This is a genomic window from Bacillus sp. Je.9.29.b (assembly GCF_051129925.1).
GTDB lineage: Bacteria > Bacillota > Bacilli > Bacillales > Bacillaceae > Bacillus > Bacillus safensis.
Genome location: NZ_JBCPSO010000007.1, coordinates 24,491 through 49,062, shown reverse-complemented (window position 1 = coordinate 49,062; position 24,572 = coordinate 24,491). Strand labels below are relative to the sequence as shown.

22 protein-coding genes and 1 riboswitch are annotated in these 24,572 nt (G+C 41.7%); of the genes, 6 read left to right on the top strand and 16 right to left on the bottom strand.

The window, feature by feature from the left end; all coding sequences use genetic code 11:
* Positions 1-40: 40 nt before the first annotated feature.
* On the top strand, positions 41-361 hold the full coding sequence (locus tag AAZR19_RS14790; protein WP_087976162.1) for a putative quinol monooxygenase: 321 nt from the start codon (positions 41-43) through the stop codon (positions 359-361).
* A gap of 159 nt (positions 362-520) precedes the next feature.
* Here the strand turns inward: AAZR19_RS14790 and AAZR19_RS14785 are convergent, their stop codons facing one another.
* From AAZR19_RS14785 to AAZR19_RS14725, 13 genes are all read right to left on the bottom strand, one after another.
* Positions 521-1,807, bottom strand: a complete 1,287-nt coding sequence (locus tag AAZR19_RS14785; protein ID WP_087976161.1) for a heme ABC transporter ATP-binding protein — start codon at positions 1,805-1,807, stop codon at positions 521-523.
* Positions 1,804-2,862 carry a FecCD family ABC transporter permease gene (locus AAZR19_RS14780; protein WP_087976160.1) on the bottom strand — a complete coding sequence of 353 codons (1,059 nt, stop codon included), beginning with the start codon at positions 2,860-2,862 and terminating at the stop codon, positions 1,804-1,806. The genes AAZR19_RS14785 and AAZR19_RS14780 overlap by 4 nt, the downstream gene beginning before the upstream one ends.
* Positions 2,828-3,778 (bottom strand): ABC transporter substrate-binding protein, encoded by a 951-nt coding sequence (locus AAZR19_RS14775; protein WP_434703600.1) that lies wholly within the window; start codon positions 3,776-3,778, stop codon positions 2,828-2,830. The genes AAZR19_RS14780 and AAZR19_RS14775 overlap by 35 nt, the downstream gene beginning before the upstream one ends.
* Positions 3,779-3,926: 148 nt before the next feature.
* Positions 3,927-5,342 carry a glycoside hydrolase family 28 protein gene (locus tag AAZR19_RS14770; protein WP_087976158.1) on the bottom strand — a complete coding sequence of 472 codons (1,416 nt, stop codon included), beginning with the start codon at positions 5,340-5,342 and terminating at the stop codon, positions 3,927-3,929.
* A gap of 20 nt (positions 5,343-5,362) precedes the next feature.
* Positions 5,363-6,856 carry a UxaA family hydrolase gene (locus AAZR19_RS14765; RefSeq protein WP_087976157.1) on the bottom strand — a complete coding sequence of 498 codons (1,494 nt, stop codon included), beginning with the start codon at positions 6,854-6,856 and terminating at the stop codon, positions 5,363-5,365.
* Complete coding sequence (locus AAZR19_RS14760) at positions 6,853-8,310, bottom strand: tagaturonate reductase (protein ID WP_087976156.1); 1,458 nt, start codon at positions 8,308-8,310, stop codon at positions 6,853-6,855. Before AAZR19_RS14760 ends, AAZR19_RS14765 begins: the two co-directional genes overlap by 4 nt.
* A gap of 59 nt (positions 8,311-8,369) precedes the next feature.
* On the bottom strand, positions 8,370-9,380 hold the full coding sequence (locus AAZR19_RS14755) for a LacI family DNA-binding transcriptional regulator (RefSeq protein WP_034280892.1): 1,011 nt from the start codon (positions 9,378-9,380) through the stop codon (positions 8,370-8,372).
* Between the two features lie 57 nt (positions 9,381-9,437).
* Positions 9,438-10,877, bottom strand: a complete 1,440-nt coding sequence (gene uxaC / locus AAZR19_RS14750; protein ID WP_218677036.1) for a glucuronate isomerase — start codon at positions 10,875-10,877, stop codon at positions 9,438-9,440.
* 135 nt (positions 10,878-11,012) lie between these two features.
* Positions 11,013-12,767, bottom strand: a complete 1,755-nt coding sequence (locus tag AAZR19_RS14745; protein ID WP_075621784.1) for a HAMP domain-containing sensor histidine kinase — start codon at positions 12,765-12,767, stop codon at positions 11,013-11,015.
* 3 nt (positions 12,768-12,770) lie between these two features.
* Complete coding sequence (locus AAZR19_RS14740; protein ID WP_087976154.1) at positions 12,771-13,493, bottom strand: response regulator transcription factor; 723 nt, start codon at positions 13,491-13,493, stop codon at positions 12,771-12,773.
* Positions 13,494-13,668: 175 nt separating this feature from the next.
* On the bottom strand, positions 13,669-14,484 hold the full coding sequence (locus tag AAZR19_RS14735; RefSeq protein ID WP_087976153.1) for an ABC transporter ATP-binding protein: 816 nt from the start codon (positions 14,482-14,484) through the stop codon (positions 13,669-13,671).
* Between the two features lie 20 nt (positions 14,485-14,504).
* On the bottom strand, positions 14,505-15,527 hold the full coding sequence (locus tag AAZR19_RS14730; RefSeq protein ID WP_048237425.1) for a FecCD family ABC transporter permease: 1,023 nt from the start codon (positions 15,525-15,527) through the stop codon (positions 14,505-14,507).
* The gene (locus AAZR19_RS14725) at positions 15,528-16,580 is read right to left on the bottom strand and encodes a FecCD family ABC transporter permease (RefSeq protein WP_024426037.1); all 1,053 of its coding nucleotides are present in this window, start codon (positions 16,578-16,580) and stop codon (positions 15,528-15,530) included.
* Between the two features lie 259 nt (positions 16,581-16,839).
* On the opposite strand from AAZR19_RS14725, the gene AAZR19_RS14720 reads away from it, so the two are divergent.
* Entirely contained in the window at positions 16,840-17,778 is a 939-nt protein-coding gene (locus AAZR19_RS14720; RefSeq protein ID WP_076840011.1) for an iron-hydroxamate ABC transporter substrate-binding protein, read from the top strand.
* Between the two features lie 40 nt (positions 17,779-17,818).
* Here AAZR19_RS14720 and AAZR19_RS14715 read toward each other — a convergent pair whose 3' ends face one another.
* From AAZR19_RS14715 to AAZR19_RS14705, 3 genes are all read right to left on the bottom strand, one after another.
* A complete protein-coding gene (locus AAZR19_RS14715; RefSeq protein WP_041107769.1) occupies positions 17,819-19,225 on the bottom strand; it encodes an amino acid permease in 1,407 nt (468 codons plus the stop codon).
* Positions 19,226-19,416: 191 nt separating this feature from the next.
* Positions 19,417-19,595, bottom strand: a riboswitch (Lysine riboswitch).
* Between the two features lie 121 nt (positions 19,596-19,716).
* Positions 19,717-19,860 carry a small acid-soluble spore protein SspJ gene (gene sspJ / locus AAZR19_RS14710; protein WP_024423454.1) on the bottom strand — a complete coding sequence of 48 codons (144 nt, stop codon included), beginning with the start codon at positions 19,858-19,860 and terminating at the stop codon, positions 19,717-19,719.
* A gap of 81 nt (positions 19,861-19,941) precedes the next feature.
* The gene (locus tag AAZR19_RS14705) at positions 19,942-20,370 is read right to left on the bottom strand and encodes a MarR family winged helix-turn-helix transcriptional regulator (RefSeq protein WP_024423455.1); all 429 of its coding nucleotides are present in this window, start codon (positions 20,368-20,370) and stop codon (positions 19,942-19,944) included.
* Positions 20,371-20,541: 171 nt separating this feature from the next.
* Between AAZR19_RS14705 and AAZR19_RS14700 the strand changes: the two genes are divergently transcribed.
* The 4 genes from AAZR19_RS14700 (at position 20,542) to modB (ending at position 24,562) form a co-directional block, all read left to right on the top strand.
* Positions 20,542-21,027: a metal-dependent hydrolase gene (locus tag AAZR19_RS14700; RefSeq protein WP_056765800.1), complete on the top strand. Its 486-nt coding sequence runs from the start codon at positions 20,542-20,544 to the stop codon at positions 21,025-21,027.
* Between the two features lie 124 nt (positions 21,028-21,151).
* On the top strand, positions 21,152-23,002 hold the full coding sequence (locus AAZR19_RS14695; RefSeq protein ID WP_076840013.1) for an LTA synthase family protein: 1,851 nt from the start codon (positions 21,152-21,154) through the stop codon (positions 23,000-23,002).
* A gap of 115 nt (positions 23,003-23,117) precedes the next feature.
* On the top strand, positions 23,118-23,897 hold the full coding sequence (gene modA, locus AAZR19_RS14690) for a molybdate ABC transporter substrate-binding protein (protein WP_076840014.1): 780 nt from the start codon (positions 23,118-23,120) through the stop codon (positions 23,895-23,897).
* Positions 23,897-24,562 carry a molybdate ABC transporter permease subunit gene (gene modB, locus AAZR19_RS14685; protein ID WP_075621778.1) on the top strand — a complete coding sequence of 222 codons (666 nt, stop codon included), beginning with the start codon at positions 23,897-23,899 and terminating at the stop codon, positions 24,560-24,562. The genes modA and modB overlap by 1 nt, the downstream gene beginning before the upstream one ends.
* Positions 24,563-24,572 lie beyond the last annotated feature (10 nt).

Here is a 24,572-nt window from a genome sequence, read left to right as displayed (position 1 = left end):
TAATGTAAAACATGATTAAGACAAAATGAAGGAGGATGGTATGAGTAAATTTAGTTTATTTAACAAGTTTTTGGTACAAGAAGGCGAAAGAGAAAAAATGGTTGATATTCTATTAGAAGCAGCAGAATCAATGAAGAATTTGGATGAATGTGACATATATCTTGTGAATATTTCCGAGAATGAACCAAGTTCTGTTTATGTTTATGAAGTGTGGGCAAATGAAGATGCCCATCAAGCGTCTCTAGGTCTCGAAGCTACCCAAACATTAATAAGTCGTGCGAAACCAATTATGACTGGCATGGAAAGAATCCGCACTTTAATAACAAAAGGCGGAAAGGGCATTTCATCTAATAAGAATTAAACCGCCTTATATATAAAATTAGAACTAGCTGGCATAGTTGCAATTTTTTCTTATTTAAAACAAAGATTAAGAACTATTGTAAGGACTACACATTTTAGATATGTGTAGTCCTTTTAATACCAACTGTCTTACTCAACTAACCTAAATATAATTGTACATTCACTTTTGAATGACATTCAACGTTTGAAGAAGCCTTTGTACCTTTTGTCCTAATCTTTCGTGTAAATGGTCAGCATCCTTCGTTTCTTGCGTATTGAGTGCAGCGATGCACAGATGATGGATTGGAATGCTTGTTTCTTGCTTCATGATATGCATAAGCTGCCCAATAAGCTGAACAGCTGCGCCGTCAGCTAAAGATCGTTTCAGGATAAGCCAAATGGTCAACGCTTCCTGCTGAAGCATGCCGTAAAGGATCATATCGTCTTCGGCGTCTTCTGCGGCATATTGCGCTAATCCGTTAGCTTGCTCGAAAAACAGCATATCTTCAGCTGACTCTAGCTGCTCGTGAAGCGTCTTCGTTCCCGTTCCAATAGACCTTTTCCAAAAGAACCCGCCGTTTTTCTTATGTGAGGAAAGGATGCGAAGAGGCTGATTAATGGAAAACGTCATCCCTTCTGAGCCATATGTCCTCCAGCCATCCGCTATGTTTACAATTGATGCTTTAGAAGGGGCTGCAGGCTCAACCATCAGCTGAGGGTTAGCCCTAAATGGATGCTGGAGCGGTGTCACATTTGTTTCATACACACGGTTGATTCGTTCAGTGGTCAAGACGTGATGCGGCATTCCTAACATGTCTGTCTTTCCTTCATGAAGCAGCAGCAGCCGATCACAATATAAACTGGCGATGTTTACATCATGGAATACGCCAATGACCGTTAATCTAGAGGAAGCAGTTTCTTCTTTAATTAAATCAAGCAAATCTTTTTGATAGGCTAAATCAAGGAAACTCGTTGGTTCATCCAGCAATAAATATTCAGGCTGCTGCGCCAATGCCTGTGCTAAATACACACGCTGCTGTTCTCCTCCGCTTAACTCGTGGATGGATTGATCCTTAAACTGTGCAACACCCGTTTGTTCCATGACTTTGGTGACGACCTGCACATCTTCTTGCGTGACAGATTGCAGCCACCCTTTTTGATATGGATAACGGCCAAATTGGACGGTTTCTTCCACCGTAAATGAAAAAGCTTGGTCCGTTTTCTGCGGCAGAACTGCCATCTTTTGCGCAAGCGTCTTTGGCTGATAGGATTGAATAAGGTGACCGCCGAGACGTACTTCACCGCTCATAGGTGCTAAAATCCCTGCCATCATTTTAAGAAGGGTCGTCTTACCGCTCCCGTTTGGTCCGAGTATACCGAGAAATTCTCCTTGCTTTACTTCAAGATTAATGCCACGAATGACCTCTTTCTCTCCATATCCACCTCTGATTTCCTTCACTTGAATCATACGTGCGTCCCCCCTCTATATTTACGAATGAGGATGATGCCAAATACAGGTGCACCAATTAACGCAGTAATGATGCCAATCGGTAATTCAGTCGGCTCAATGATGGTACGGGATAACACATCTGCTAATACAAGAAAGGAAGCACCATTCAGCATAGACAAAGGCAGTAGATGCCGATGATCCGTAATAGTTAAGAGACGGATAAAATGAGGAATCACAAGACCTACAAAACCGATCGTCCCTGATACCGCTACTGCACTTCCGGTCAGGATCGAGCCCGCCAGCAGCACAATATATTTGCTCCTTTTCACATGTACACCTAATAGCTTTGCCTTCTCCTCGCCATACGTCATCACATTCAAATCTCGTCCCATCAACATTAACGCAAAGGTCCCAACAAGAAAGAAAGGAAGAAAAAGCACAATATAACGCCAGCCCCTCATGGACACACTGCCAAGCAGCCAATGAATGATCTCTTTTAGATCATCACCTGTTAAAGCAATCATCAATGAAATGAGCGCACCCAAAAAAGAGCTGAAAATTACTCCTGTCAAAATTAAAGAAGATATGCTCATCCCCCGATGAACAAGACGCGCAAAAAAGAGAACGAGACAGAGGGTCACAAGCGCTGTTGTCATACTGAATAATGGCAGTGTGAAACTGCCAAAAAGCGGGAGCTGCAAGCTGAAAAACAGGGTCGCTACGGCTCCAACTGATGCCCCTTGAGATACCCCCAGCGTATAAGGGTCAGCGAGAGGATTTTTTAATAAACCTTGAAAAGCTGCACCAGATAATGCAAGTGCTGCACCGACTAATGCCGCTAATATGACTCTTGGCAGTCGAATGTTCATCATAATATTGCGATCGATGGAATCAATGGTTCCAAACTGCACTCCGAATAGTTCATGAACAAATATACGAAGAATAGAAGGAATGGGAATCCCTAAGCTTCCAAAGGAGATTCCCATTCCAATGCTCATCGCAAGAAGTAAAACACTTAGTGTATATGCGATGATCAATTTATTTGAACGTATCAGGATAGACGTTTTTCGCAAGAGCCTCGACTCCTTCAACCAATCGCGGTCCCGGTCTTGATGCGAGATCCGTATTCAATTGAAAGACTTGTTTTTCTTTCATTGCTTTCATTGCATTCCAGCCGTCTCTTTTTTTCAAATCAGCTAAGCTGGAACCATCAATTGTCACGATGACATCAGGATTTCGCTTGATGATCGATTCTTCCGTCATTTGCACCCAGCCAGTTTGATCGCCTGCAGCATTTTTGGCATGGATAACAGAAAGCATTTCATCCATAAATGTATTCTTACCAGTTGTATAGATTTCAGGTGCACCTGATACTTCGACAAAGACTGTTTTTTGCTTGTCTTTCGAAATCCCCTCTGCTTGTTTCTTGATGTCATTCAGCTTTGTTTTCATTTCGTCTACAAGCTTTGTTGATGCTTCTTTCACGCCAGCTGCTTCACCGATCATATTGATTGATTTGTACACATCCTTAAAGGACGTTGCATCATTTACAGTCAGCACTTGGATGCCTGCATCTTCAAGCTGTTTAAATCCATCTTTTGATCCCATCTGAGATGCATGTGCTAAGACAAGATCTGGCTTTAAGGAAATGACCTTCTCGACATTGAATTCAAGTCCGCCAATCTTCTCTACCTTTTCGACTTCCTTTGGATAATTGTCAAAGTCTGATCGTCCAACCATTTTATCTCCAAGCCCGAGTGCATAAGCAACTTCCGTATTACTTGGAATTAACGAAACAATTCGTTTAGGCTGTTCTCTGATTTCAACTGTTTTGCCAGCTGCATCTTTTATCGATACTGGAAAAGCCGCAGTGGCCGTTTCTTTATTTTGTGACCCTTTTGCTTTGTGATCTGTCTCAGCGCCTGCACATCCTGCTAAAACACCCATCACAAGCAATAAAGATAGCCAAATAGCTGTTAACTTTTTCATGAGTGAACCCCCTGGTTTATGTACTGCTTAACGAAATCTCTTTCGTCAATTCTTTTCTAATTTCGGGAATATTATACTACAGTGCAGATAGGTTGTATATGTGATTTCTAAAAGCGTTTTTTCTGTTCATAAAACAAAAAAACAGCCTCTAAAAAGACTGTTTTTCACTCTTCAATGAATTGATTTGTTCTCCATTGATGACGACTTTCTGAAAAGCAGGAGAAACGGCATGCTCTAAAGATAAGGGATACGCCACATCATCTATGACACAATCTTTCATTTTAAAATGTGTCACAGGAGAATGTGCGTATGCGGCTATTTTCACACCATATCGTCCGCCACTGCTTTTGAGTCCTTCCACTTCAATATGACGTACAACAGGACGATGCGGACCAGCATCTCCTTCCTCATACATCATGTCGATACAGACCACTTCATGCTTTAGACTTTTGACTGTATTGTTTTTAAAATAAATATGTTCAATGGTGCCGCCTCTGACAGAGTTGGTTTTAATACGCAGTGCCCGGTCAAGGTTCGGACTGTCCATGACATTATTTTCTGCATAAACATACTTTACCCCGCCAGAGATCTCGCTCCCGATCGTCACACCGCCGTGTCCATCCCGCATCTCATTTCTACGAATGACAATGTTTTCAGATGGAATCCCTATTCTCCGTCCATCCTCGTTTCTGCCCGATTTGATGGCAATACAATCATCTCCGTTATCAAAATAACAATCTTCAATGAGCACATTCCGGCAAGATTCCGGATTGACACCATCTGTGTTTGGTCCATGCCCAATGATTTTAACACCGCGGACGATGACATTATCACTTAACACAGGATGAATTTGCCACATCGGTGAATCCTTCACTGTCACTCCTTCGATTAGCACATGCTGACATTGGTATGGCTGAATAAAGCTCGACCTTAAATAATGACCTTCTCCAAATACCCTTTCTTCTACCGGTATTCTCTTTTCCGCCATTTCAAACAAAAGCTGGCGATCCCGATCCTGAGAGGGCTGGCCATTTGTCCCATACTTCCAAGGCCACCAATGATGCGCATCCCCTCTGCCATCAAGCGTTCCAGCTCCTGTAATAGCGATGTTTTCTGCATGGTGTGCATAAATGAGAGGAGAATAATTATAAAGCTCAACCCCTTCATATCTTGTCAGTACAAGAGGCAAGTAATCCTTTGGGTCTTGGCTGAATGCCACATAGGCTTTCTCATGCAGATGAAGTTCTACATTGCTTTTCAATTCTAAAGCACCTGTCATAAATGTCCCTGCTGGTATCAGCACCCGTCCCCCTTTCAACCGGTGCGCATCATCAATGGCAGACTGAATGGCATTTGTAGAAAGCTCTTGCCCTTCCGCATCTGCTCCATAATGCACCACATTCAATTCACGATCTGGGAACTGCGGTGCTTTTATCTGCTTTAGCACTTGATCGATTCCGTTTGCTTTCTTATTTTTCTTCCCTTGCTTTGCTAAACGAGCAATTCCGACTCCAGTTAGTACCGTTCCTGCTGTGATATACATCAAATCCCGCTTTTTAGACACGTACTCATCCCCCAGTCGACTTAAAGTGTGACACCTGTTTTGAAAATAGCCAGCTCTCTAAAATTGTTTTTTTCATGATTTAACAGCTTCCCGCTCGCCACATCAATGACAGTTGAAATGAATTTTTCTAATACAACATCTTCCGGTACATCTTCAAGCAGTTCTCCAGCATTAAAGTCAATCCAGTGCTTTTTTGTTTCATATAAGGCTGTGTTGGTCGAGATTTTCATTGTTGGTACAAACGTACCAAAGGGTGTCCCCCTGCCTGTTGTAAACAGGACCATTTGACAACCGGAAGCAGCCAGTGCAGATGAAGCAACCAAATCATTACCAGGTGCACTTAATAGGTTCAATCCCTTTTGTTTCAGCAGCTCTCCATATTTCAATACATCTTTAATTTCAGAAGTACCTGCTTTTTGTGTACAGCCAAGAGATTTATCCTCTAATGTCGAAATTCCACCTGCTTTATTTCCCGGGGAAGGATTTTCATATACCGGCTGTCGATGATCCATGAAGTATTGTTTAAAGTCATTGATCATTTGCACAATATTGTCGAAAGTCTTTTCTGATTCCGCTCTCTCCATTAAAATCGTTTCAGCACCAAACATTTCTGGCACTTCTGTTAACACTGTCGTGCCACCTTGAGCAACAATAAAATCGGACAGTCTGCCCAAAAGCGGATTTGCGGTAATACCAGAGAATCCATCTGATCCTCCGCACTTCAAACCGATTTTCAGCTCAGATAACGGAATATCTTCACGATGATCTTCTTTCGCGGCATCATAAATTTCCTTGAGTAATGCGACTCCCGTCTCAATCTCATCTCCTACTTCTTGGCTTCTTAAAAATTTCACTCTCGTATGGTCATATTCACCTAATGTGGACTGAAAATCCTCAATGTCATTGTTTTCACACCCAAGTCCAAGAACGAGTACTCCTCCAGCGTTAGGATGCTTCACCGCATTTTGTAAAATGGTTTTGGTGTTCTCATGATCGTCCCCAAGCTGTGAGCAGCCATAATTGTGCTTTAATACAAGGGCTGTTTCAAAAGGATGGATGTTTCCACCCATTTCAGCGGTGAATATTTGGATCATTTGATCGGCGATGCCATTCACGCATCCAACGGTAGGAACAATCCAAAGCTCATTGCGGATTCCGCTTCCGCCATTTTTTCGTTTATATCCTTTAAATGTAAGATTCGTTTTTTCATAGGGGTTTTCTGATAATGAAGGCTGGTATTCGTATTCTAGCTTGCCAGATAGATTGGTTTTGATATTATGCGTATGCACCCATTCTCCAGCAGAAATGGCAGTCACTGCATGACCAATGGGATAGCCATATTTGATAATATTCTCTCTTTGCTTGATTTCAGCCAATGCAAACTTATGACCTTTGGCGACGGTCTCTTTTAAGATAATCGTATGTCCTTGATGCTGCAGCTCCTCCCCTTGCTCAAGTCCTTTTAAAGCAATACCGACATTATCTGAAGGGTAGATGACAATAAAGTCTTTCATGCTTTCTCCCCCTGACTTTCATATTGATTAGGCATCATTCGATGAACAGCCGCTCTCATCCCATGCGTCTGTATGAGGGTAAGCTGATCAGCTACAGCTTGACTCAATCCATTTATATCCGTTAAATCTCTGCCCCATAATGACTCGCATGAAAGAATTTCCGCTGCAACTCCTTCATTAGAAGGGTTTTCCCCTTCCCATGCTTCCTTCATGAGCGTTAGCACAGTTTCATCATCCTTTACCCTTCCTGCATGTGCTCTGTAGAAATAAATGAGACTGCTAAGTGAAAACACAAGTTTCATTGGTAGCTGTTTCTTTCGCTCGACATAATCAAGCAATGACGGAAGATTACGGGTTCGGAATTTTGATATCCCATTCAGCGCAATATCCAGCAATTGATGCTTTATAAATGGATTGCAAAAACGATCCCAAACGGATTGTGTATAAAGAAGAAGTTCATCTTCAGGGAGTTCAAGCCCTGGAAGTACTTCCTCCTCCAGCATACGCCTGACGAACGGACCAACATGCTCATCATCCACAGCTTCTTTTACAGTTTCTAAACCGCATGAATAGGCAATCGGCACCATTGCCGTATGTGCACCATTTAAAATTCGTACCTTGCTCATACGATAAGGCGCAATATCCTCTACAAAAAGTACATTTAATCCTGCTTCTTGAAAGGGGAGCTCCTTTTGCACAAAAGCAGGCGCTTCAATGACAAAAAGATGATAATATTCTGCCGTGACAAGCAATTCGTCGATATACCCTTCCTCCTTTTGTACAATTTCAGCCGCTTCCTTAGAGAATCCAGGGACAATCCGGTCCACAAGTGTATTACAAAACGTATTGGCTTCCTTAATCCATGTAATAAACGCAGACGGCAGTTCCCACTCAGCTGCCATACTGATCACATATTCCTTCAATCGATCACCATTTTGTTCAACCAATTCACAAGGCAGAATGATCAGTCCTTTCTGCTCATCTCCAGCAAATGCTTTAAACCGGTGATACAAGAACGCTGTCAGCTTTCCTGGAAAACTGGCTTGCGGCCGATCCTCCAAACGATCCTCTTTTCTGAACACAAGTCCTGCCTCTGTCGTATTTGAGAAGACATAGCGAAGATTCGGGTTTTCCGCTACGTGTAAAAACTCCTCGTAATCCGTATACGTACTAATTCCTCTGCTAATCGATTGGATGATCATACGTTCATTCATTTCTTGCTGGTCATGATATCCCTGAATACATAATGTGTACAAGCCATCTTGTTCATTTAAGGCTGCTACCGATCCTTTTCGTGGAGGAACAACAACCGCTCTTCCTTTAAAATCTGTGCAGTCGTTCAGCTTCTGGATGTGCCAATTGATAAATCCTCGCATAAAATTTCCTTCGCCAATCTGCAAAATCGTTTCCGGATACTCAGCCGCCGGGTATATGGCTTTTGATAATCGTTTCAAATGGATTCCCCTCTCCAAGTATTATGCACACGTGAACATTTTTTCTAAGAAGGTGCTGATTACTGCACCTTTTTAACTGAATCTCTGATCATCAGTTCTGTGTGGACATACACTTTCTCCATATGATCCTCTTCTTGCTCTTCACCGTTTATTACTGAAAGGATAGCTTCTGCTCCAAGTGCACACATTTTTTCAATCGGTTTTTTCACCGTTGTCAATGCAGGTGTGGTATAGGACGAAAAAGCAATATCATCAAAACCAATAATAGAAATATCACCTGGACACGTTTTGCCTTTTGCAAATAAAGCATTCATTGCACCAATCGCCATGTCATCGTTTGAGCAAAAGAGCGCTGTTGGCGGATCATCGAGGGCCAGCAGCGATTCCATTGATTCATAGCCGCTTTTCATATGATAATCGCCTTTCATCATATATTCTTTCTTCATAGGTATTTGGTGATCAATTAACGCTTGCAGGAAACCAGCTTTTCTTTCCTGAGTTGATTTAAAGCCTTCTTTCCCTTCAATGATGGCGATTTGTTCATGACCTTGCTGAATGAAATGGTGTGCAGCCTGGTAAGCTCCTTGACTATCATCTGCTAATATATTCATGACCTCATGACTTTCTACACGGCGATTCAGCACAATGATGGGAATGCCCTGTTTCTTCACATGATGGATAAATGCTTCATCGTGTTCGCTTTGACTCATGAGCAAAATGCCATCGTAGCGTTGTTTATGAATGGTTGTGTAATCGTGAAAGTCGTCAATTCCTCTTACAAAGAGATTATAATACTCTGTCATGACGCTGTTGACACCTTTTAACGCATCCACAAAGAAGCTTGAAGATGTGCCTTCTGTTAAACTTGTAAAAAACAGACCAATTGTAAATGATTTTTGTGATACTAGGCCTCTCGCATGGACATTCGGTGAATAATTCAGCTGTTTTGCAATCGACAAAATCTTTTGTTTTGTCTTCTCTTTAATAAAAGGACTGTTATTCAAAGCCCTTGATACCGTGGTATGAGAGACGTTTGCCAATTTTGCTATGTCTTTAATTGTGACTGTCATGCTATTCCGCCTTTTATGATTTTTTACCATCTTATCATAAAACCGCTTTCATTTTCTTCATGTCATTTTGTTTGGGTGGTGCTTGAGCTGATTTGCCCGGTCAAATTTGAAATACTGCCTGGCATTTTCATAGCTGATTCTTTTCACGATTCCCCCTAACAGCTCAAGATCATAAGGGGCTTCTCCTTTTTCTACCCAATCTCCAATGATATCGCAAAGCAGTCTTCGAAAATATTCATGCCTTGTATACGACAAAAAGCTTCGTGAATCTGTCAGCATCCCAATGAAACGGCTGATCAGCCCAATACTGGATAGAGCCATCATCTGCTCTGTCATCCCTTGTTTCGTATCATTAAACCACCAAGCTGTGCCGTGCTGGATCTTCCCAGGTGTCGTTCCGTCTTGAAAGCTTCCAGCCAATGTGGAAATCACAACATTGTCCCGAGGATTCAAGGAATAGAGAATGGTTTTTGGCAGTGCCTGTTCTTGATCTAAACGGTCTAATATTCTGCAAAGCGGCTTGGCAATGTCTTCATCATTCATCGCATCATACCCTGTATCTGGCCCAAGCCGCTCAAACATTTTCGTATTGTTGTTCCTAAGCGCATTGATATGAAGCTGCATCGCCCAGCCCCGCTCATAGTAAGCCTGACCAAGCTTAATGAATGTTTGTGTTTTAAATTTAACCTTCTCTTTTTCCGTCAATGAATGCCCCGACATTTTTTTATGAAAGATGGCTTCCACTTCTTCTTCCGTCGTTTCTTCAAACGTCATTTCGTTAATGGCATGATCTGAGATCAGGCAGCCCTGTTCATGGAAAAAATCAATTCTTGCGAGGAGTGCTTTCAAAAAGTCTTGATAGGATTGGATTGGAGTAGATGAAGCCTTTGCCAGTTCGTGAACATACGATGTAAATAGGTGATTCGTTATATCGAGTGCCTTATCAGGCCGAAATCCGGGCAGTACTTGCACAGTGAATCCTTCTTCCCGCAGTTTTTGATGATAGCAAAGCGAATCGACTGGATCATCTGTTGTCACGACTGTTTCAACGTTCGATTTCACAATGAAGTCTCTTGCACCAAAACCCTCTCCTTGCAGCTTTTCATTTACTTTTTGCCAGATGATGTTTGCGGTTTTTTCGTTTAAAAGTTCTTCAACTCCAAAATATCGTCTCAGCTCTAAATGAGTCCAGTGATAGAGCGGGTTTCCAATGGTCATGGGAACGGTCTTCGCCCACGCCAGAAATTTCTCATAGTCTGAGGCATCCCCTGTGACGTGCGATTCGGGTATGCCATTTGCTCTCATGGCACGCCATTTGTAATGATCTCCGTAAAGCCATGCTTCGGTGATATTATGAAAGGTTTTATTTTCATAGATTTCTTTGGGGCTTAAATGACAATGGTAATCTATAATTGGAAGGTCCTTTGCAAATTCATGGTATAGCTTTTCCGCCGTTTGACTGTTGAGTAAAAACTGATCATCTAAAAAAGCTTTCATCAAACTCCCCCATCTCTCTTATAGATAAAAATAATTTGTTCACGTTAACAATTTTATTGTAATCGTTTACAAAACTGATTTCAATCCTAAAACAGGAAAAAACGATCTCCTTTAGAAAAGAAAATCGTTTTTTGGCTATTTTACAGGTGATGATTTTTTTAGGATAATCGCAATAGTTGTTCCAGTGCCTAGTTCACTTTCAACTTGAATATCACCGTCATGCAGCAAGACGAGCTCTTTTGCTATCGCAAGCCCGAGACCTGTTCCGTTCGTTGGATCGTTTGTATTTGTCCCTCTGTAATAGCGGTTAAATAGGTGATCCACCGTTTCCTGTGCCATTCCGCGGCCATTGTCTTTCATTTCGATTCGAACTTCTTCATCTGTTTCAGATAAAACAGCTGTAATATGTGTGCCTTTTTCGTTATGCTTCACTGCATTCGCCAGCAGGTTCTCAATCACTCGTCTGAACCATGCTTTATCGATCTCAAATATGACACCATCTGTTTGATCTTCAAAGGAGGATGGATAATCCTCAGATGAGGAGCTTCTTGAAAACTCGTCCATAATGGAAGCTAAAAATTCACTGAGTTCAACCGGTTTCCGATTAATGGGCAGGGCACCATTTTTCAATCGGTACGTGAGGTTTAAATCCTCAATCAATGTCGACATGTATTCTGATTTCTCACGAATCACCTGTCCCATTTCTATGACTTCTTCCTTGGACCATTGATATTGATCGGATTCAAGCATGAGTCCATAGCCGTAAATCGTACTTAGAGGCGTTTTCAAATCATGAGACAATCCTGCAATCCATTCTTCCCTTGTGGTTTGAATTTTTCTTCGGTTTGCTTCATTCTCTTTTAATGTAAGCGTGAGCTGATCCATTGTTTTTAGGATATCCTCAAATAATCGATATTCCCGCTTAATACGGCCTTTTTTATTTTTACTGACTGGAATTCCCTTTCTATTTGTTGGTTCCTGCAATTTATTTCTTGATAAGAAAATCAGCCAGCGAATAATGTGATAAATTGGCAGTCCATAGCGATACGAATACCATGAAGTCATGACAATAATAATGGTGAGTGCAAGACCTGCATTTAAGATGGTTGTATATTGATTTAAAGCGTCTGTCTCTTTATCGTAAAGCTCATCCGGGCTGTATACTTTATTTGGTACCGAAACAATAATATACAGGTTTTTATTCACTTTCATATAAGACAGATCACTTCTAAACTCCCAAGGCTTCGATTGATACTTGAGCAGTTCAACATCTGTTACGTTATGTTTCAAATCGGTGTTGGCTCGAATGCCTTTTAAATATTTTCCTTCGTCATTGAACAAATGCACCGATCCATTCATTCTCTTCAAGAATTCTTTCGTTTCAACCGAATATTGAGATAGTGCAGCCAAATTCTTCTCGTGCTGCTTCAGATAATTGGCTACCTTTGTGCTGTTCGTTTTGAACCCATATAACACGATAAAGCTTTTTTGGTCAATCTCAATTGGCCAGAAGTACATCTTGTAATCTTTAAATTGTCTCTTTTCAAAGATTTTGATCATTTCATCCTTTTGATAGGATGTTGGAATGGTTTTAGGGCGATGATAACTATAAACGTTTTTCTTTTTCGAATCAATTACTTGCAGCCAGCCGTCTCGTTTTTTCACTGCTTGCTTGAGCTGATCGTCGGCTTCCATTTTTCCATCCTCGTTAAAATAAAGCCAGCTCATGAGTGTATCTCCATCAGCTTTTGTTAAACCAGTTTCGGTCATGTTCTTGTAGTATTTATTTAAATATAAGTTCTCAGAGAACGTATTCCCAATCATCAAAATGGCAATCACAATAAACATTTGTCCGACAAAGTGAAAGAAAAGTTTTGCTCGTAAATTCATAAACTATTGAAGAACCTTTGCGGGGTGCGGTATAAATTTATAACCCATACCACGGATCGTCACAATATATTCAGGCTGACTCGGATCTAATTCAATCTTTTCTCTCAGCTTTCGAATATGAACCATGACGGTGTTGTTATCACCATATGATGGGACGCCCCATACTTTCTCATAGATTTGGTCTTTTGAAAGAACCATATTCGGATGATCACAAAAGTACTTCAGCAAAGAAAGAAGCTGAGCAGAGCATGCCGTCACCTCTCCTCTTACCTTCAATTCGGCTGCATGAGGATGATAGGAGAAATGGGCATAATGATATTGGCTTTGAGTGTCTTCTTGCTCCTCCTGTAAAGAGATATATGTTCGATTTAGGTGAGCCTTAATTCTAGCCACTAGCTCAAGCGGGTTAAATGGCTTGGTGATGTAATCGTCTGCCCCCTGCGCAAAGCCCGTCAGTTTATCGACATCAGACGTTCTTGCAGTTAAATAGAAAATGGGCGCTTTCGTTAATTTTCTGATTTCAGGCAGAACGTCAAAGCCAGACTTACCGGGCATCATCACATCTAGAAGTAAAAGGTGGATATCCTCATTTTTGACAATATCTAATGCTTCATCTGCATGGTAGGCTTTATAAATATGCTTGAATCCTTCTTTTTTTAATACGCGTTCAACCATTTTCACAATTGCTTCTTCGTCATCTGCAATCAATATTTTTGCTGTTTCCACGCATCTCTTTCCTTTCTAGCTATGATCTCTAACCGTATATTACCATTGTCTAAAGTAAAAAAGTACCTCTTTTCTGCATAAAAGCGAAAAAATATCAACTGGATAAAATGGCAGGAATAGGAAGTTTTAAACATACAAAAAAACCCGGCAGCTGCACCGGGTTCCTTTACATCTATTATCCATTCACAGCTTCTAGCTTTCGTTCACGATTCATTAAGTCATATGTTAAACAGATCGGCTTATTCGTTCTAGGATCAAGCACAATTTCTGCATCAATATGGAATACCCGACTGAGTACATCTTTGGTCATGACCTCATGAGGCGTACCATCTTTTATGACTTTCCCTTGATTGAGGGCAATCATGTAATGTGAAAAACGCGCCGCATGATTCAAATCATGGATGACCATCAACACAGTTCGACCCTGCTCTCTATTTAAGCGTTCTAACAGCTGAAGAATCTCGAGCTGATGTGCAAGATCCAAATACGTCGTAGGTTCATCTAATAGGAGCAGCTCTGTTTCCTGGGCAAGTGCCATCGCAATCCATACACGCTGACGCTGTCCGCCGGAAAGTGCTTCAATTGGCCGATCATGAAAAGCAATCATTCCCGTTTCCTCAAGTGCCCACCTAATAATTCGTTTATCTTCATTTGATAAGCGGCCAAACCCATTTTGATGCGGGAAACGTCCATATGACACGAGCTCATACACTGTCAATCCACTTGGTGCTTCGGGCGTTTGCGGTAAGATCGCCATTTGTTTTGAAATTTCTTTTGTCGGCGTCTCATGGATAGCCTTGCCATTTAAGTAAACAGCTCCTCGATTGGATTTCATAATACGAGACATCGTTTTTAAAATGGTTGATTTTCCGCAGCCATTCGGTCCAATCAGTGTTGTCACCTTGCCTTTTGGGATACTGACATTCAAATCTTCTACAATCAAACGGTCTTGATAACCGATACAAAGCTTTTCTGTTTCGAGTGATTTCATATGTTGTCTCTCCTTCCTCATTAGTTCGATTTCATCAATAAGTAAATGAAGTAAGGTGCGCCTAAAGCAGAAACGACAAGGCCAACTGGCACTTCTGATGGTGCAAGGATGACGCGGCCAATTGTATCTGCCAGTAATAATAACAGCGCGCCAATCAGTGCGGAGGCCGGTATCATTCCTTGATGCTTTGGCCCAACAAGCTTTCTAGCCAAGTGCGGTGCGGCTAATCCTAGGAAAGAAATACTTCCTGCAACAGCAACACTCGCACCTGCTAATGCAACGGCAATCAGCATGAGAAGGCTTCTTTCTTTATGAACAGAAATGCCCAATCCATAGGACAGCTGATCACCTAAATTCATAATGTTTAAGTAGCGTGATCTGACAAGCGCTAATATAAGGAAAATCAGCATCCATGGCAGAACAGATAAGACGTACGTCCAGCTCGAGCCATAAATGCTTCCAGATAACCACACGATGGCTTGGTTAAAATCATTTGGGCTCATTTTCAACTGGATGACCACAATTGCTGCTGAAAACGCAGCATTCACACCAATACCAGTTAAAATCAATCGAACAGGTGTGATGCCTTTTTTCCACGCTAACACATAGATGAGAAATGCAGCAAAGCCTGCACCTACGAACGCGAAAAGCGGCAGTACAAAAATCGTAAAATCACCTAAATTTGTCATCGTGCCTTGAAATGCAAAGATAAATAGCACAACGGCAAAACCAGCACCGGCATTGACACCGAGAATACCTGGGTCAGCTAAACCATTTTGAGAAACACCTTGCCAAATCGCTCCTGATACAGCGATAGAAGCGCCGACAAGTAAAGCGATGACCATTCTTGGAAGCCTGAACTCGAATAATACGAGTTCATCCATTTCACTTCCGAATCCAAAAAGTGTTTTCAATGTATCCATCGGAGAGATTCGAATTTCTCCGGTATTTAAACTAATGAGAAACACAGCTACGATCGCGAAAAAGATCATGAGCATCGTTCGTTGATATTTCTTTTTCTTTGCTTGCTGCACCATTTCCATTTAAATCCCGCTCCTTTCACGTCTAGCTAAGTATAAGAAGAAAGGAACGCCTATAATCGCTGTAATGGCACCGACTGGCGTTTCAAACGGAGCGTTGACCAGTCTTGCAGCAATGTCTGCATAAATTAACAAAGTGGCCCCTAAAATAGCGGAGCATGGGATAATCCAGCGATAGTCCACTCCGACCAAGAATCGAGTGACATGAGGGATCACAAGCCCAATAAAACCAATAGAGCCTGCTACCGACACGGCAGCACCCGTTAAAAGAATAACAACCAATATACCAAGCACCTTGACCGTTTTTGTATACTGTCCAAGTCCTTTCGCCAGTTCTTCACCTAAGCTCAAAACCGTGATCGAACGGGCAAGGATCATTGCAATAATTAGTCCTGCAATGGCAACTGGAATGATGATATGAATATTGCTCCAATTCACCCCTGCCACTCCGCCAGCATACCAAAAGCTCATATCTTGAGCGACGTCAAAACGGATGGCAATGGCTGAGGATACGGAGCTCAAAAGTGCTCCAACCGCTGTACCAGCTAGTGCGAGCTTTACAGGGGTCAGCCCCCCTTTTGACATAGTACCTACACCAAATACAATAGAGGCACCGAGTGCGGCTCCAACAAATGACCAAAGAATTAATGTAAAAGAAGATTGGCCAGGGAAAAATGCTAATGCAATGGCAATCGCAAATGCGGAGCCATTTGTCACACCCATAATCTCAGGTGACGCAAGCGCGTTTCTTGTCATTCCTTGCATAATGGCACCTGATACGGCTAAAAAGGCACCGACGAGGGCAGCTCCAACTGTACGCGGCAGCCTCAATTCCCGAATGATTTGATGTGAAGTTTGATGTGGATCAAAATGAAAAACGGCTTCCCATACAGTCTGTAGATGAATGTTTGCCGCTCCTAATGATACTGATAAAAAAAGACCAAATGCTAAAGCGATCATTCCTATGATGATAACAGCTGCTGTTCCAAAAGGCTTCGTGACAATATCGATCGTATCATCGCTGGCTGGCAGCTGTTTATTCGATTGTGAGCCCAAAACCAGTCTCTTCCTTTCCGTTCATGTCTATTCTCTATTAGTGATAATGATTATCAATCTCGAAGTCTAGTATATCACTTTCTTTTCTTTTTGAAATCACTGTTCTGATAAATTTCTTTATTTTCGGCAAAAAACTGTGAGAATTTCATCATTTTTCTTTTGGTTCTAAATTAGCCGATGCATTTTTGTTCCTATCATGTTACGATAAAATTGAAAATGAGAATCATTATCAAGGAAAAGTGAATAGGAGAGAACTTTTGTGAAAAAACGAACTGGATTTCTTTTGATTTCTTTATCCATCCTTATGATCTTTACAGCCGCTTGCGGCAGCACTTCAAATAAACAATCTGCAGCGAAAAAGAATGACATGATTACATATCAGGATGCCAAAGGTGAAGTGAAGCTTCCGAAAAATCCGAAACGAATAGTGCTTCTTGCAGAAAGCTATTACGGGGACCTCGTCACACTCGGCAAGACGCCGGTTGCTACAACATCGCCCATCTTTAAAAACCCTTTTTATAAAGGGAAAACAGATGGAGTGGAAAATCTCGGAAGGACCCCATCAGTTGAAAAGGTAGCCGCTTTGAAGCCAGATATGATTATTGCTTGGGGAGAAGACGAGAAGTTTGATCAATACAAAAAAATCGCCCCAACTGTAGCGGTTAAATACAACCAATATTCCTTCAAAGACCAGCTAAAAGAATTCGGTAAAATGACAGGTACATCAAAAAAAGCAACAGAATGGATCACGAAATGGGATACTAAAATTGCTGAGGTGAAACCAAAGGTAACAAAAGCTGTCGGCAGCAAAACGGTTTCGATCGTATCGCCATTTGATAAAGGTATTTATATCTTTGGAAACACCTTTGGCCGCGGGGGCGAAATCATTTATGACGAGCTGAAATTAAAAGCACCGAAAGCCGTCAAAAAAGAAGCGATCGACAGCGGTGTCGGCTATGCAAGCATTTCTCTTGAGAAGCTGCCAGAATTCGCTGGCGACTATATTTTCACAGGTCCATGGAGCGGCTCAAAAAGTAATGGTGACCAAGTATATCAAAGCAGCATTTGGACATCACTTCCTGCCGTCAAAAATAAACGTGTATTTGAAATAGATCCCGTCGGTTACTTTTTTAATGACCCAGTGTCACTAGAAGGTCAGCTAGAGTTCATTGTGGACCGATTGACATCTGCATCATAAAAAAACGTTTCTCCAGAGATGGAGAAACGTCTTCCTTATCTTATACCGTTTCTTTGGCAAATCCTTTTGACATAAGTGGATAAAGCAAAATACCCACTAAGAATAGACCGATTCCAAGACCAAAAGTTTTCAAGTCGGCTGTTCCTGAAATAATGACCCAAGCTGAATATCCCATCGCAACAAGTGCAATGATACCGTCTCTTGTTCGATTTCCTTTTTGAAGCTCATATGTGTCACCTTGCATGATGACCTTAAAGCTGTAGATGGAAGACACAATATACGGAATAAGATACGCAAGTGTCGCTGATGTGGTTAAAAAAGTAAAAGCTTCATTAATCGTACGTGACATCACAGAGAAGATAAACAGCTGTGACATAATATTTGTAACAGTCAAAGCGAAAGCAGGGCTTCCTTTTTTGTTTGTTTTTGCAAAAACTGCTGGAAAATCACCAGCCTTTGCTGCTTGATACGGTACTTCTGAACCAAGTAAAATCCAGCCAAGCATCGAACCAAACAAACAAATAATCGCCAGCAGTGCCATGACAATTCCGCCAGCTGGCCCAATAATAAGCTGAAGCACATCCACGAATGGTTTGTCAGAGCCTTGCAATTGATCATGCGGCAGAACGCCCATTGTAATCAATGTGATAATCATGTAGATCGAAAGTGCGATTAAAAGACCTGTAATCGTTGCACGTTTCACATCACGCTGTGAGGATGCTCTTCCTGATAAAATGACAGCTGATTCAATCCCAATAAATGCCCATAGTGTGGAAATAGCCGCATGATGAATTTGGCCACCAAGTCCGAGCACTCCTTCTCCGCCTGTTTCAACTGGGAAGTAATAATGTTCAAATAATGCCGTTTGAAATGCAAATAATCCCGCCACAATAAAAAGGACGAATCCAAGCACCTTCGAAAAGGTCGTAATAAAATTCAATTTACTTGCAGCACTTAAGCTAGTGATTAAAATGGTATGTGTTCCCCATAGAAGAAGGGTACATACGATAAACGTCATGAGCTGGCCAAGTGTGACCGCTTCTTTTCCAAAGGTAAAAACTTCAGTCTTCACGGTGAGAATAGGGAAAAAAGTCGTTAAATAACCAGCAAGGCTTGTAATAATTGCGACATTACTAATCCAGCTTGCCACCCAATATCCCCAAACCATTGTAAAACCGGCCGCTTTCCCTTTTTTCGGATCTTTAAAAAGCGCCCTTGCATAACTTTGTGGTCCAGCCGTCAGCTGCGGCTTATGAATGGACAAATGCCCAAATACAAGCGCAATCATCAGCACACCGCCGCCTGTGACAAGCCATGCCATCGTCACACCTAAAGGACTGGCGTGCTGGGCAAGCGTACTTGGCAGCATAAAGATGCCTGAACCTACCATATTTCCGACGACAAAAGCCGTCAATAACCAAAAACCCCATTTTTTTGTCTGTTCCATTTCCGTACCTCCGTTTTATTCACTTTGGACCAGACCCGGCAGTATCTTCATTGATATATTTGTGAAGCAATGACTTGCATTCTTTATGTTCATCATGGATTACTTATTCACAGCATACCCTTATTTTTGTTACTCAGAACATAAAAAAAAGCCTGAACAAAAGTCCATGCTTTTCAAAACATACACCTTGATCTCCGGATAGCCCTCCACGCTTCAAAGACGTGGCAGTCCTGCATTTATTCAATGCAGACCCAGCATAAAGAAAGTTGGAGCTCTCTTTACACTTCGGCGCTGATGCCTTTTTTCTCATGATCTACGATTCCATCTCTCCTATGAGTGACTCATCATCCGCGCAACCTCTACCTCACTGAGACATAGCGTGAGGATTTCTATTCATTTTTACTACACGAAGGTTATCAAACATTCTCACATCTGTCAAAGGGAAAAACATAGAAAAAAGGCAGAGAACGGTTTCTCTGCCCTTTACCTGCTTATTGTTGGTTGTTTTTCTTCTTTTGTACAGCTTCCTGAAGCGGATCGCCTGCTAGCTCTTTACTTGCTTCCTCTAACAGCTGATCTACCTGCTGATGGTTTTTCTCACTTTTCGCCTTTTTATCCTTTTGGAAAAATGACATCGCTGTTTCCTCCCTTTTCATATAATGCGGTTGCCTGTTTAATTTGCGCTACAGCGCTCAGCATTATACAAGGGAAGAGGCTCAATCATCATGAAAGGTCTGTCTCATTTTTTGCAAGTACGACAGAAAGGTTTTTAAATCATCCTTTGTGAAGTCTGACATCATATGCTGAATCACTTTTCCGAAAAGACGTGTATGCTTTTCATAAATCGCCATCCCTTTTTCCGTGACTTCTAAACGAACAAGTGATGAATCGTCCTTGTCCCGTTCTCTTTGAATATAACCCTGCTCACATAATTTATTGAGTGCAATAGAGGCTGCACCAGGGTTTAAAGAGAGTCTTTGCTTCAGCTCTTCGGCATGTGATACTTTGCCTTGTATCAAAATAGAAAGAGCATATATCTGCGGGGGCGTGATGTCTTTCTCTAACTCAAGTAACTTGCGGTTTAATTTACGGCTGACTTCATAATGTACAAGAACAATTTCTTTTAAAATGTCTGCATTACCCATCCGAATCGCATCCTTATCGTTAGTATCAACATGACTTCTCCCTTATTATAGAATGTTTTTCCATTCAGCCAACCATTTTGGCCTCTTTTTCTTTAGAAATAAGCCTTGCTGAATAAATCCACCCTTGATATAGTGAGTACTTGAACTAAAGATAGAACAGGAGTACGCATCATGACAGGAAAAACACACATCATGGGCGGAGTTGCCGCCTCTACAGCCGTTGCCTACTATTATGGATTCGACCCAGTGACGATGGCTGCTGCTGGATCAGTTGGTGCCCTGATCCCTGATCTTTGCCATACAAAAAGTAAAATCGGCAGAAAATTCCCGCTGCTCTCGGCACTGATCAGCAGTGTATTCGGTCATCGCACGTTTACACACAGTTTATTATTTTTGCTGATCATTTATTTTCTAGCGACAACATACATTCCAAATGACAGCCTAAGTATCGGTTTACTAGTCGGGATGGCAAGTCATCTGATCCTGGATGCAGGAACTGTGAACGGGATTAAATTTTTATTTCCAGCTTCCATTAAAGTGCGTCTTCCCTTCTATGTCAAAACAGGCAGCACAGGAGAACAAGTCGTACTAGCTGCTCTTACCGTCGTTACCTGCTATTACATCGCCGTCATCTGCGGCATATCCATCCCATTCTAATGAATCAAAAAGAGTTTTTCCGAAAAACACAGGATATGAATTGATCATTCCTCATTTTTTTAGTAGGTTTAAGATAAGTGTTTTTACCTTGCAGCTGAATACAGAATGGTGAGGAGCTACATAAATGAAAGCGTTCTTCAAAAATCACTGGTTTTTAGTGTATTCCATCCTCTTCATGTGGATGAAAACATACATTATATATCAATTCGGATTTCACATACGAACGGCCAATCTGTTTCATGAATGGCTGCTTTTAATCAATCCACTTAGCTTTTTGCTCCCTTTGTTTGGGATAGCTCTTTTTTTAAATGAAACGAAGCAAAAGGTTTTTTTATTGACCGCAAATTTTATTTTGACGGCGATTCTTATAGCGAATACGATCTTTTATGGATTTTATATTGATTTCATTACGATCCCTGTATTATTCCAAGCGAAAAACATGGGGGATATGGGCAGCAGTATGACAGAATTGTTCCACCCGCTGTTTTTGCTGATGCTCATTGATTTCGTAGTACTGGCATGGCTGTTAAAGCGTAAACCTTTAGCTCCAAAAGCCTCCTTCAAGACGATCAAAACATATTATGCCGTGTGCTGCAGCTTTCTATTGTTTCATGTCAGTTCAGCCATGATGGATCACCCTCGTTTTCTGACAAGCTCTTATGATCGAGAAGTGATTGTACGAAACCTTGGGCTGTTCCAGTTCCACCTGTATGACGGCGCTGCCCAAACAGCGCGAATTGGACAAAAAGCCTTTGCAGATGAAGATACACTTTCAACCGTAGCAAACTACACAAAGGCTGATTACAGTGCACCAAACGAAGAGTACTTTGGACTTGCTAAAGGCAAGAACGTTGTGTTCATTTCACTCGAATCAACCCAGCAATTTGTCGTTGATCAAAAGGTGAATGGACAATACATCACTCCCTTTTTAAATCAACTTGCTAAAAAGAGTTTTTATTTTGATGAATTTTATCAGCAGACTGAGCAAGGAAAGACGTCGGATTCAGAGTTTATTGTCGCAAATTCCCTCTATCCATCTAGCAGCGGCGCTGTCTTTTTCACAGCGAGTGACAACGAATACGACACGTTATACAAGCAGTTGAAAAAAGAGAACTATCAATCCGTCCAATTTCATGCGAATAATAAAACGTTTTGGAATCGTGATGTGATGTATGAATCGTTTGGGATTGACCGCTTTTATGATGTCGATTCGTATCAGGTCAATGAACAGAATTCAACTGGCTGGGGCTTAAAGGATATCGACTTCTTTGACCAATCCATTGATTATTTAAAAAAGTTGAAGGCGCCTTATTACAGCACGTTCATTACCTTGACCAATCACTTTCCATTTGAAATCGATCCAAAGGATCAATTGATTGATGAATATGATTCGTCCAGCGCCATTTTAAACCGCTATGTGACGACCGTCCGCTATCAGGATGAAGCCATAAAGACATTTTTTGAACGTATGAAAGAAGAAGGACTGTATGACAATACAATGTTTGTTCTCATGGGGGATCACTATGGCATCTCCGAGGCACATCATCAGGCAATGGCAGAGCTGCTCAATAAAGATGAAATCACACCGTTTGATGCTGTGAAATTGCAGCGGGTTCCCTTTTTGATTTACATTCCGGGAGTCACAGACCAAGCACCGCAGACAATTTCTGAAACAGCTGGGCAAATCGACGTGAAGCCGACACTCCTGCACTTACTCGGTATTGAAACGAAGGATGCCATTCAATTTGGCAATGACTTATTTTCAAACGAACGGACGCCTTTTGCTGTTTTGAGAAACGGAAACTTTATTACAAATGATTATCTCTATACAAAGAACACCTGCTATGATCAAAAAACAAAAGAGCCTGTTGAACAGGATGAGGTGTGTCAGCCTTATATCGAAAAAGCCAATAAAGAGCTTTCCTTATCAGACAAAGTGATCAATGGGAATTTGCTCCGTTTTTATCAGCAATAAAAGTCGCCTTCTGGCGGCTTTTTCTTTTCTCTTTTTACTGAAAGCCTATGAATGGTCAAATAAGTTTGCTTATAATAAAGGATACAGATGATATTGAATAATAAGAGGTGTGAACATGAAGTATGCGTTCTTCGCCTTCATCGCCATCTGTTTGCTCCTGAGCGGGTGTCAAACAGAGATGAAGTCATCGGGTACAACAATAAAAAAAACAGAGCTTGTCATTTCAGCTGCGGCAAGTCTTCAGGATGCACTAAAGGAAATTGAATCCACCTATAATGATGAGCATCCGAATGTGACATTAACAAATAATTTCGGGTCATCCGGCGCATTGAAGCAGCAAATTGCACAAGGGGCAAAGGCCGATCTCTTTTTCTCAGCAGCTGAAGCGCCCTTTGATGAGCTTGTGCAATCTGGAGACATCAATCAACATTTTATCAAGGATGCTATCCAAAATGAGCTTGTACTCATTGTGCCAAAAGATCACTCTTCCTCTATTAAAAGCTTTCAAGAAGTCGAGCACATAAAAGGAAAGGTTGCTCTTGGCACACCTGAATCCGTTCCTGCTGGTACATACGGCAAAGAGATTTTCACAAAGCTGAACATCTGGGATCAAGTGAAAAAGAACACTGTGTACGGCAAGGATGTGCGGCAGGTTTTAAGCTACGTAGAAACAGGAAATGTGGAAGCAGGTGTTGTGTATAAGACAGATGCCCTCGTTTCAAAAAAAGTAAAGATTGCAGCTGAAGCCAATCAGGACATGCATTCCCCGATCATTTACCCAGTAGGGATCGTAAAAGGGACAGAACATTTAGAGGAAGCCAAGTCCTTTTTTCAATTTCTTCAATCAAAAGCAGCCAAATCCATTTTTAAAAAGTACGGCTTTCAAGTAACATAATGCCCATGCTGACTGAAGAATTCCTATCTCCCATCTGGCTGTCCGTGCAAGTTGCCATTGTGAGCGGGCTGCTGGCAACAGTTTTTGGTACAATGATTGGCTATTGGATGGCGCGAACTTCATTTAAGGGGAAAATGATCGTAGAAACGCTTTTAATGATGCCGCTTGTCCTTCCACCAACAGTTGTAGGGTTTTTATTGCTCGTCATATTCGGAAGGCATAGCTTGATCGGAGGCGTGATTGAATGGATCTTCCACCAGCCGGTCATTTTCACATGGTGGGCGGCGGTAATTGCATCAACGGTTGTGGCATTCCCGCTTATGTATCAATCAGCAAAAGCCGGATTTTCTACGATTGAGTCAGATATTGAAGGGGCTGCAAAAGTAGATGGTGCTCATTCATTCCAAGTCTTTGCCTATATTACAGTACCACTTGCCCTGCCTTCCCTATTGTCAGGCAGCGTCCTCAGCTTTGCTAGAGCCCTTGGAGAATTCGGGGCGACCTTAATGTTTGCCGGCAACATCCCAGGAAAAACGCAAACACTCCCAACCGCTATCTATGTGGCAATTGATTCTGGACGAATGGAGCTTGCTTGGGCTTGGACGATTTGTATTGTGATCCTCTCTTTTATCATGCTCTTGGCTGTGCGCCGAAGCAGTACGTAAAAAATCCTCT

Bases quoted from the DNA above. Each gene is read 5' to 3' on its own strand.
- AAZR19_RS14735 (WP_087976153.1), bottom strand. From the start codon at position 14,484: ATGAAATCACTCGAAACAGAAAAGCTTTGTATCGGTTATCAAGACCGT.
- AAZR19_RS14705 (WP_024423455.1), bottom strand. From the start codon at position 20,370: ATGGGTAATGCAGACATTTTAAAAGAAATTGTTCTTGTACATTATGAA.
- AAZR19_RS14700 (WP_056765800.1), top strand. From the start codon at position 20,542: ATGACAGGAAAAACACACATCATGGGCGGAGTTGCCGCCTCTACAGCC.
- modA (WP_076840014.1), top strand. From the start codon at position 23,118: ATGAAGTATGCGTTCTTCGCCTTCATCGCCATCTGTTTGCTCCTGAGC.
- AAZR19_RS14755 (WP_034280892.1), bottom strand. From the start codon at position 9,380: ATGACAGTCACAATTAAAGACATAGCAAAATTGGCAAACGTCTCTCAT.
- AAZR19_RS14765 (WP_087976157.1), bottom strand. From the start codon at position 6,856: ATGAAAGACTTTATTGTCATCTACCCTTCAGATAATGTCGGTATTGCT.
- modB (WP_075621778.1), top strand. From the start codon at position 23,897: ATGCCCATGCTGACTGAAGAATTCCTATCTCCCATCTGGCTGTCCGTG.
- AAZR19_RS14715 (WP_041107769.1), bottom strand. From the start codon at position 19,225: ATGGAACAGACAAAAAAATGGGGTTTTTGGTTATTGACGGCTTTTGTC.
- sspJ (WP_024423454.1), bottom strand. From the start codon at position 19,860: ATGTCATTTTTCCAAAAGGATAAAAAGGCGAAAAGTGAGAAAAACCAT.
- AAZR19_RS14785 (WP_087976161.1), bottom strand. From the start codon at position 1,807: ATGATTCAAGTGAAGGAAATCAGAGGTGGATATGGAGAGAAAGAGGTC.
- AAZR19_RS14695 (WP_076840013.1), top strand. From the start codon at position 21,152: ATGAAAGCGTTCTTCAAAAATCACTGGTTTTTAGTGTATTCCATCCTC.
- AAZR19_RS14775 (WP_434703600.1), bottom strand. From the start codon at position 3,778: ATGAAAAAGTTAACAGCTATTTGGCTATCTTTATTGCTTGTGATGGGT.
- AAZR19_RS14790 (WP_087976162.1), top strand. From the start codon at position 41: ATGAGTAAATTTAGTTTATTTAACAAGTTTTTGGTACAAGAAGGCGAA.
- uxaC (WP_218677036.1), bottom strand. From the start codon at position 10,877: ATGAAAGCTTTTTTAGATGATCAGTTTTTACTCAACAGTCAAACGGCG.
- AAZR19_RS14730 (WP_048237425.1), bottom strand. From the start codon at position 15,527: ATGGAAATGGTGCAGCAAGCAAAGAAAAAGAAATATCAACGAACGATG.
- AAZR19_RS14745 (WP_075621784.1), bottom strand. From the start codon at position 12,767: ATGAATTTACGAGCAAAACTTTTCTTTCACTTTGTCGGACAAATGTTT.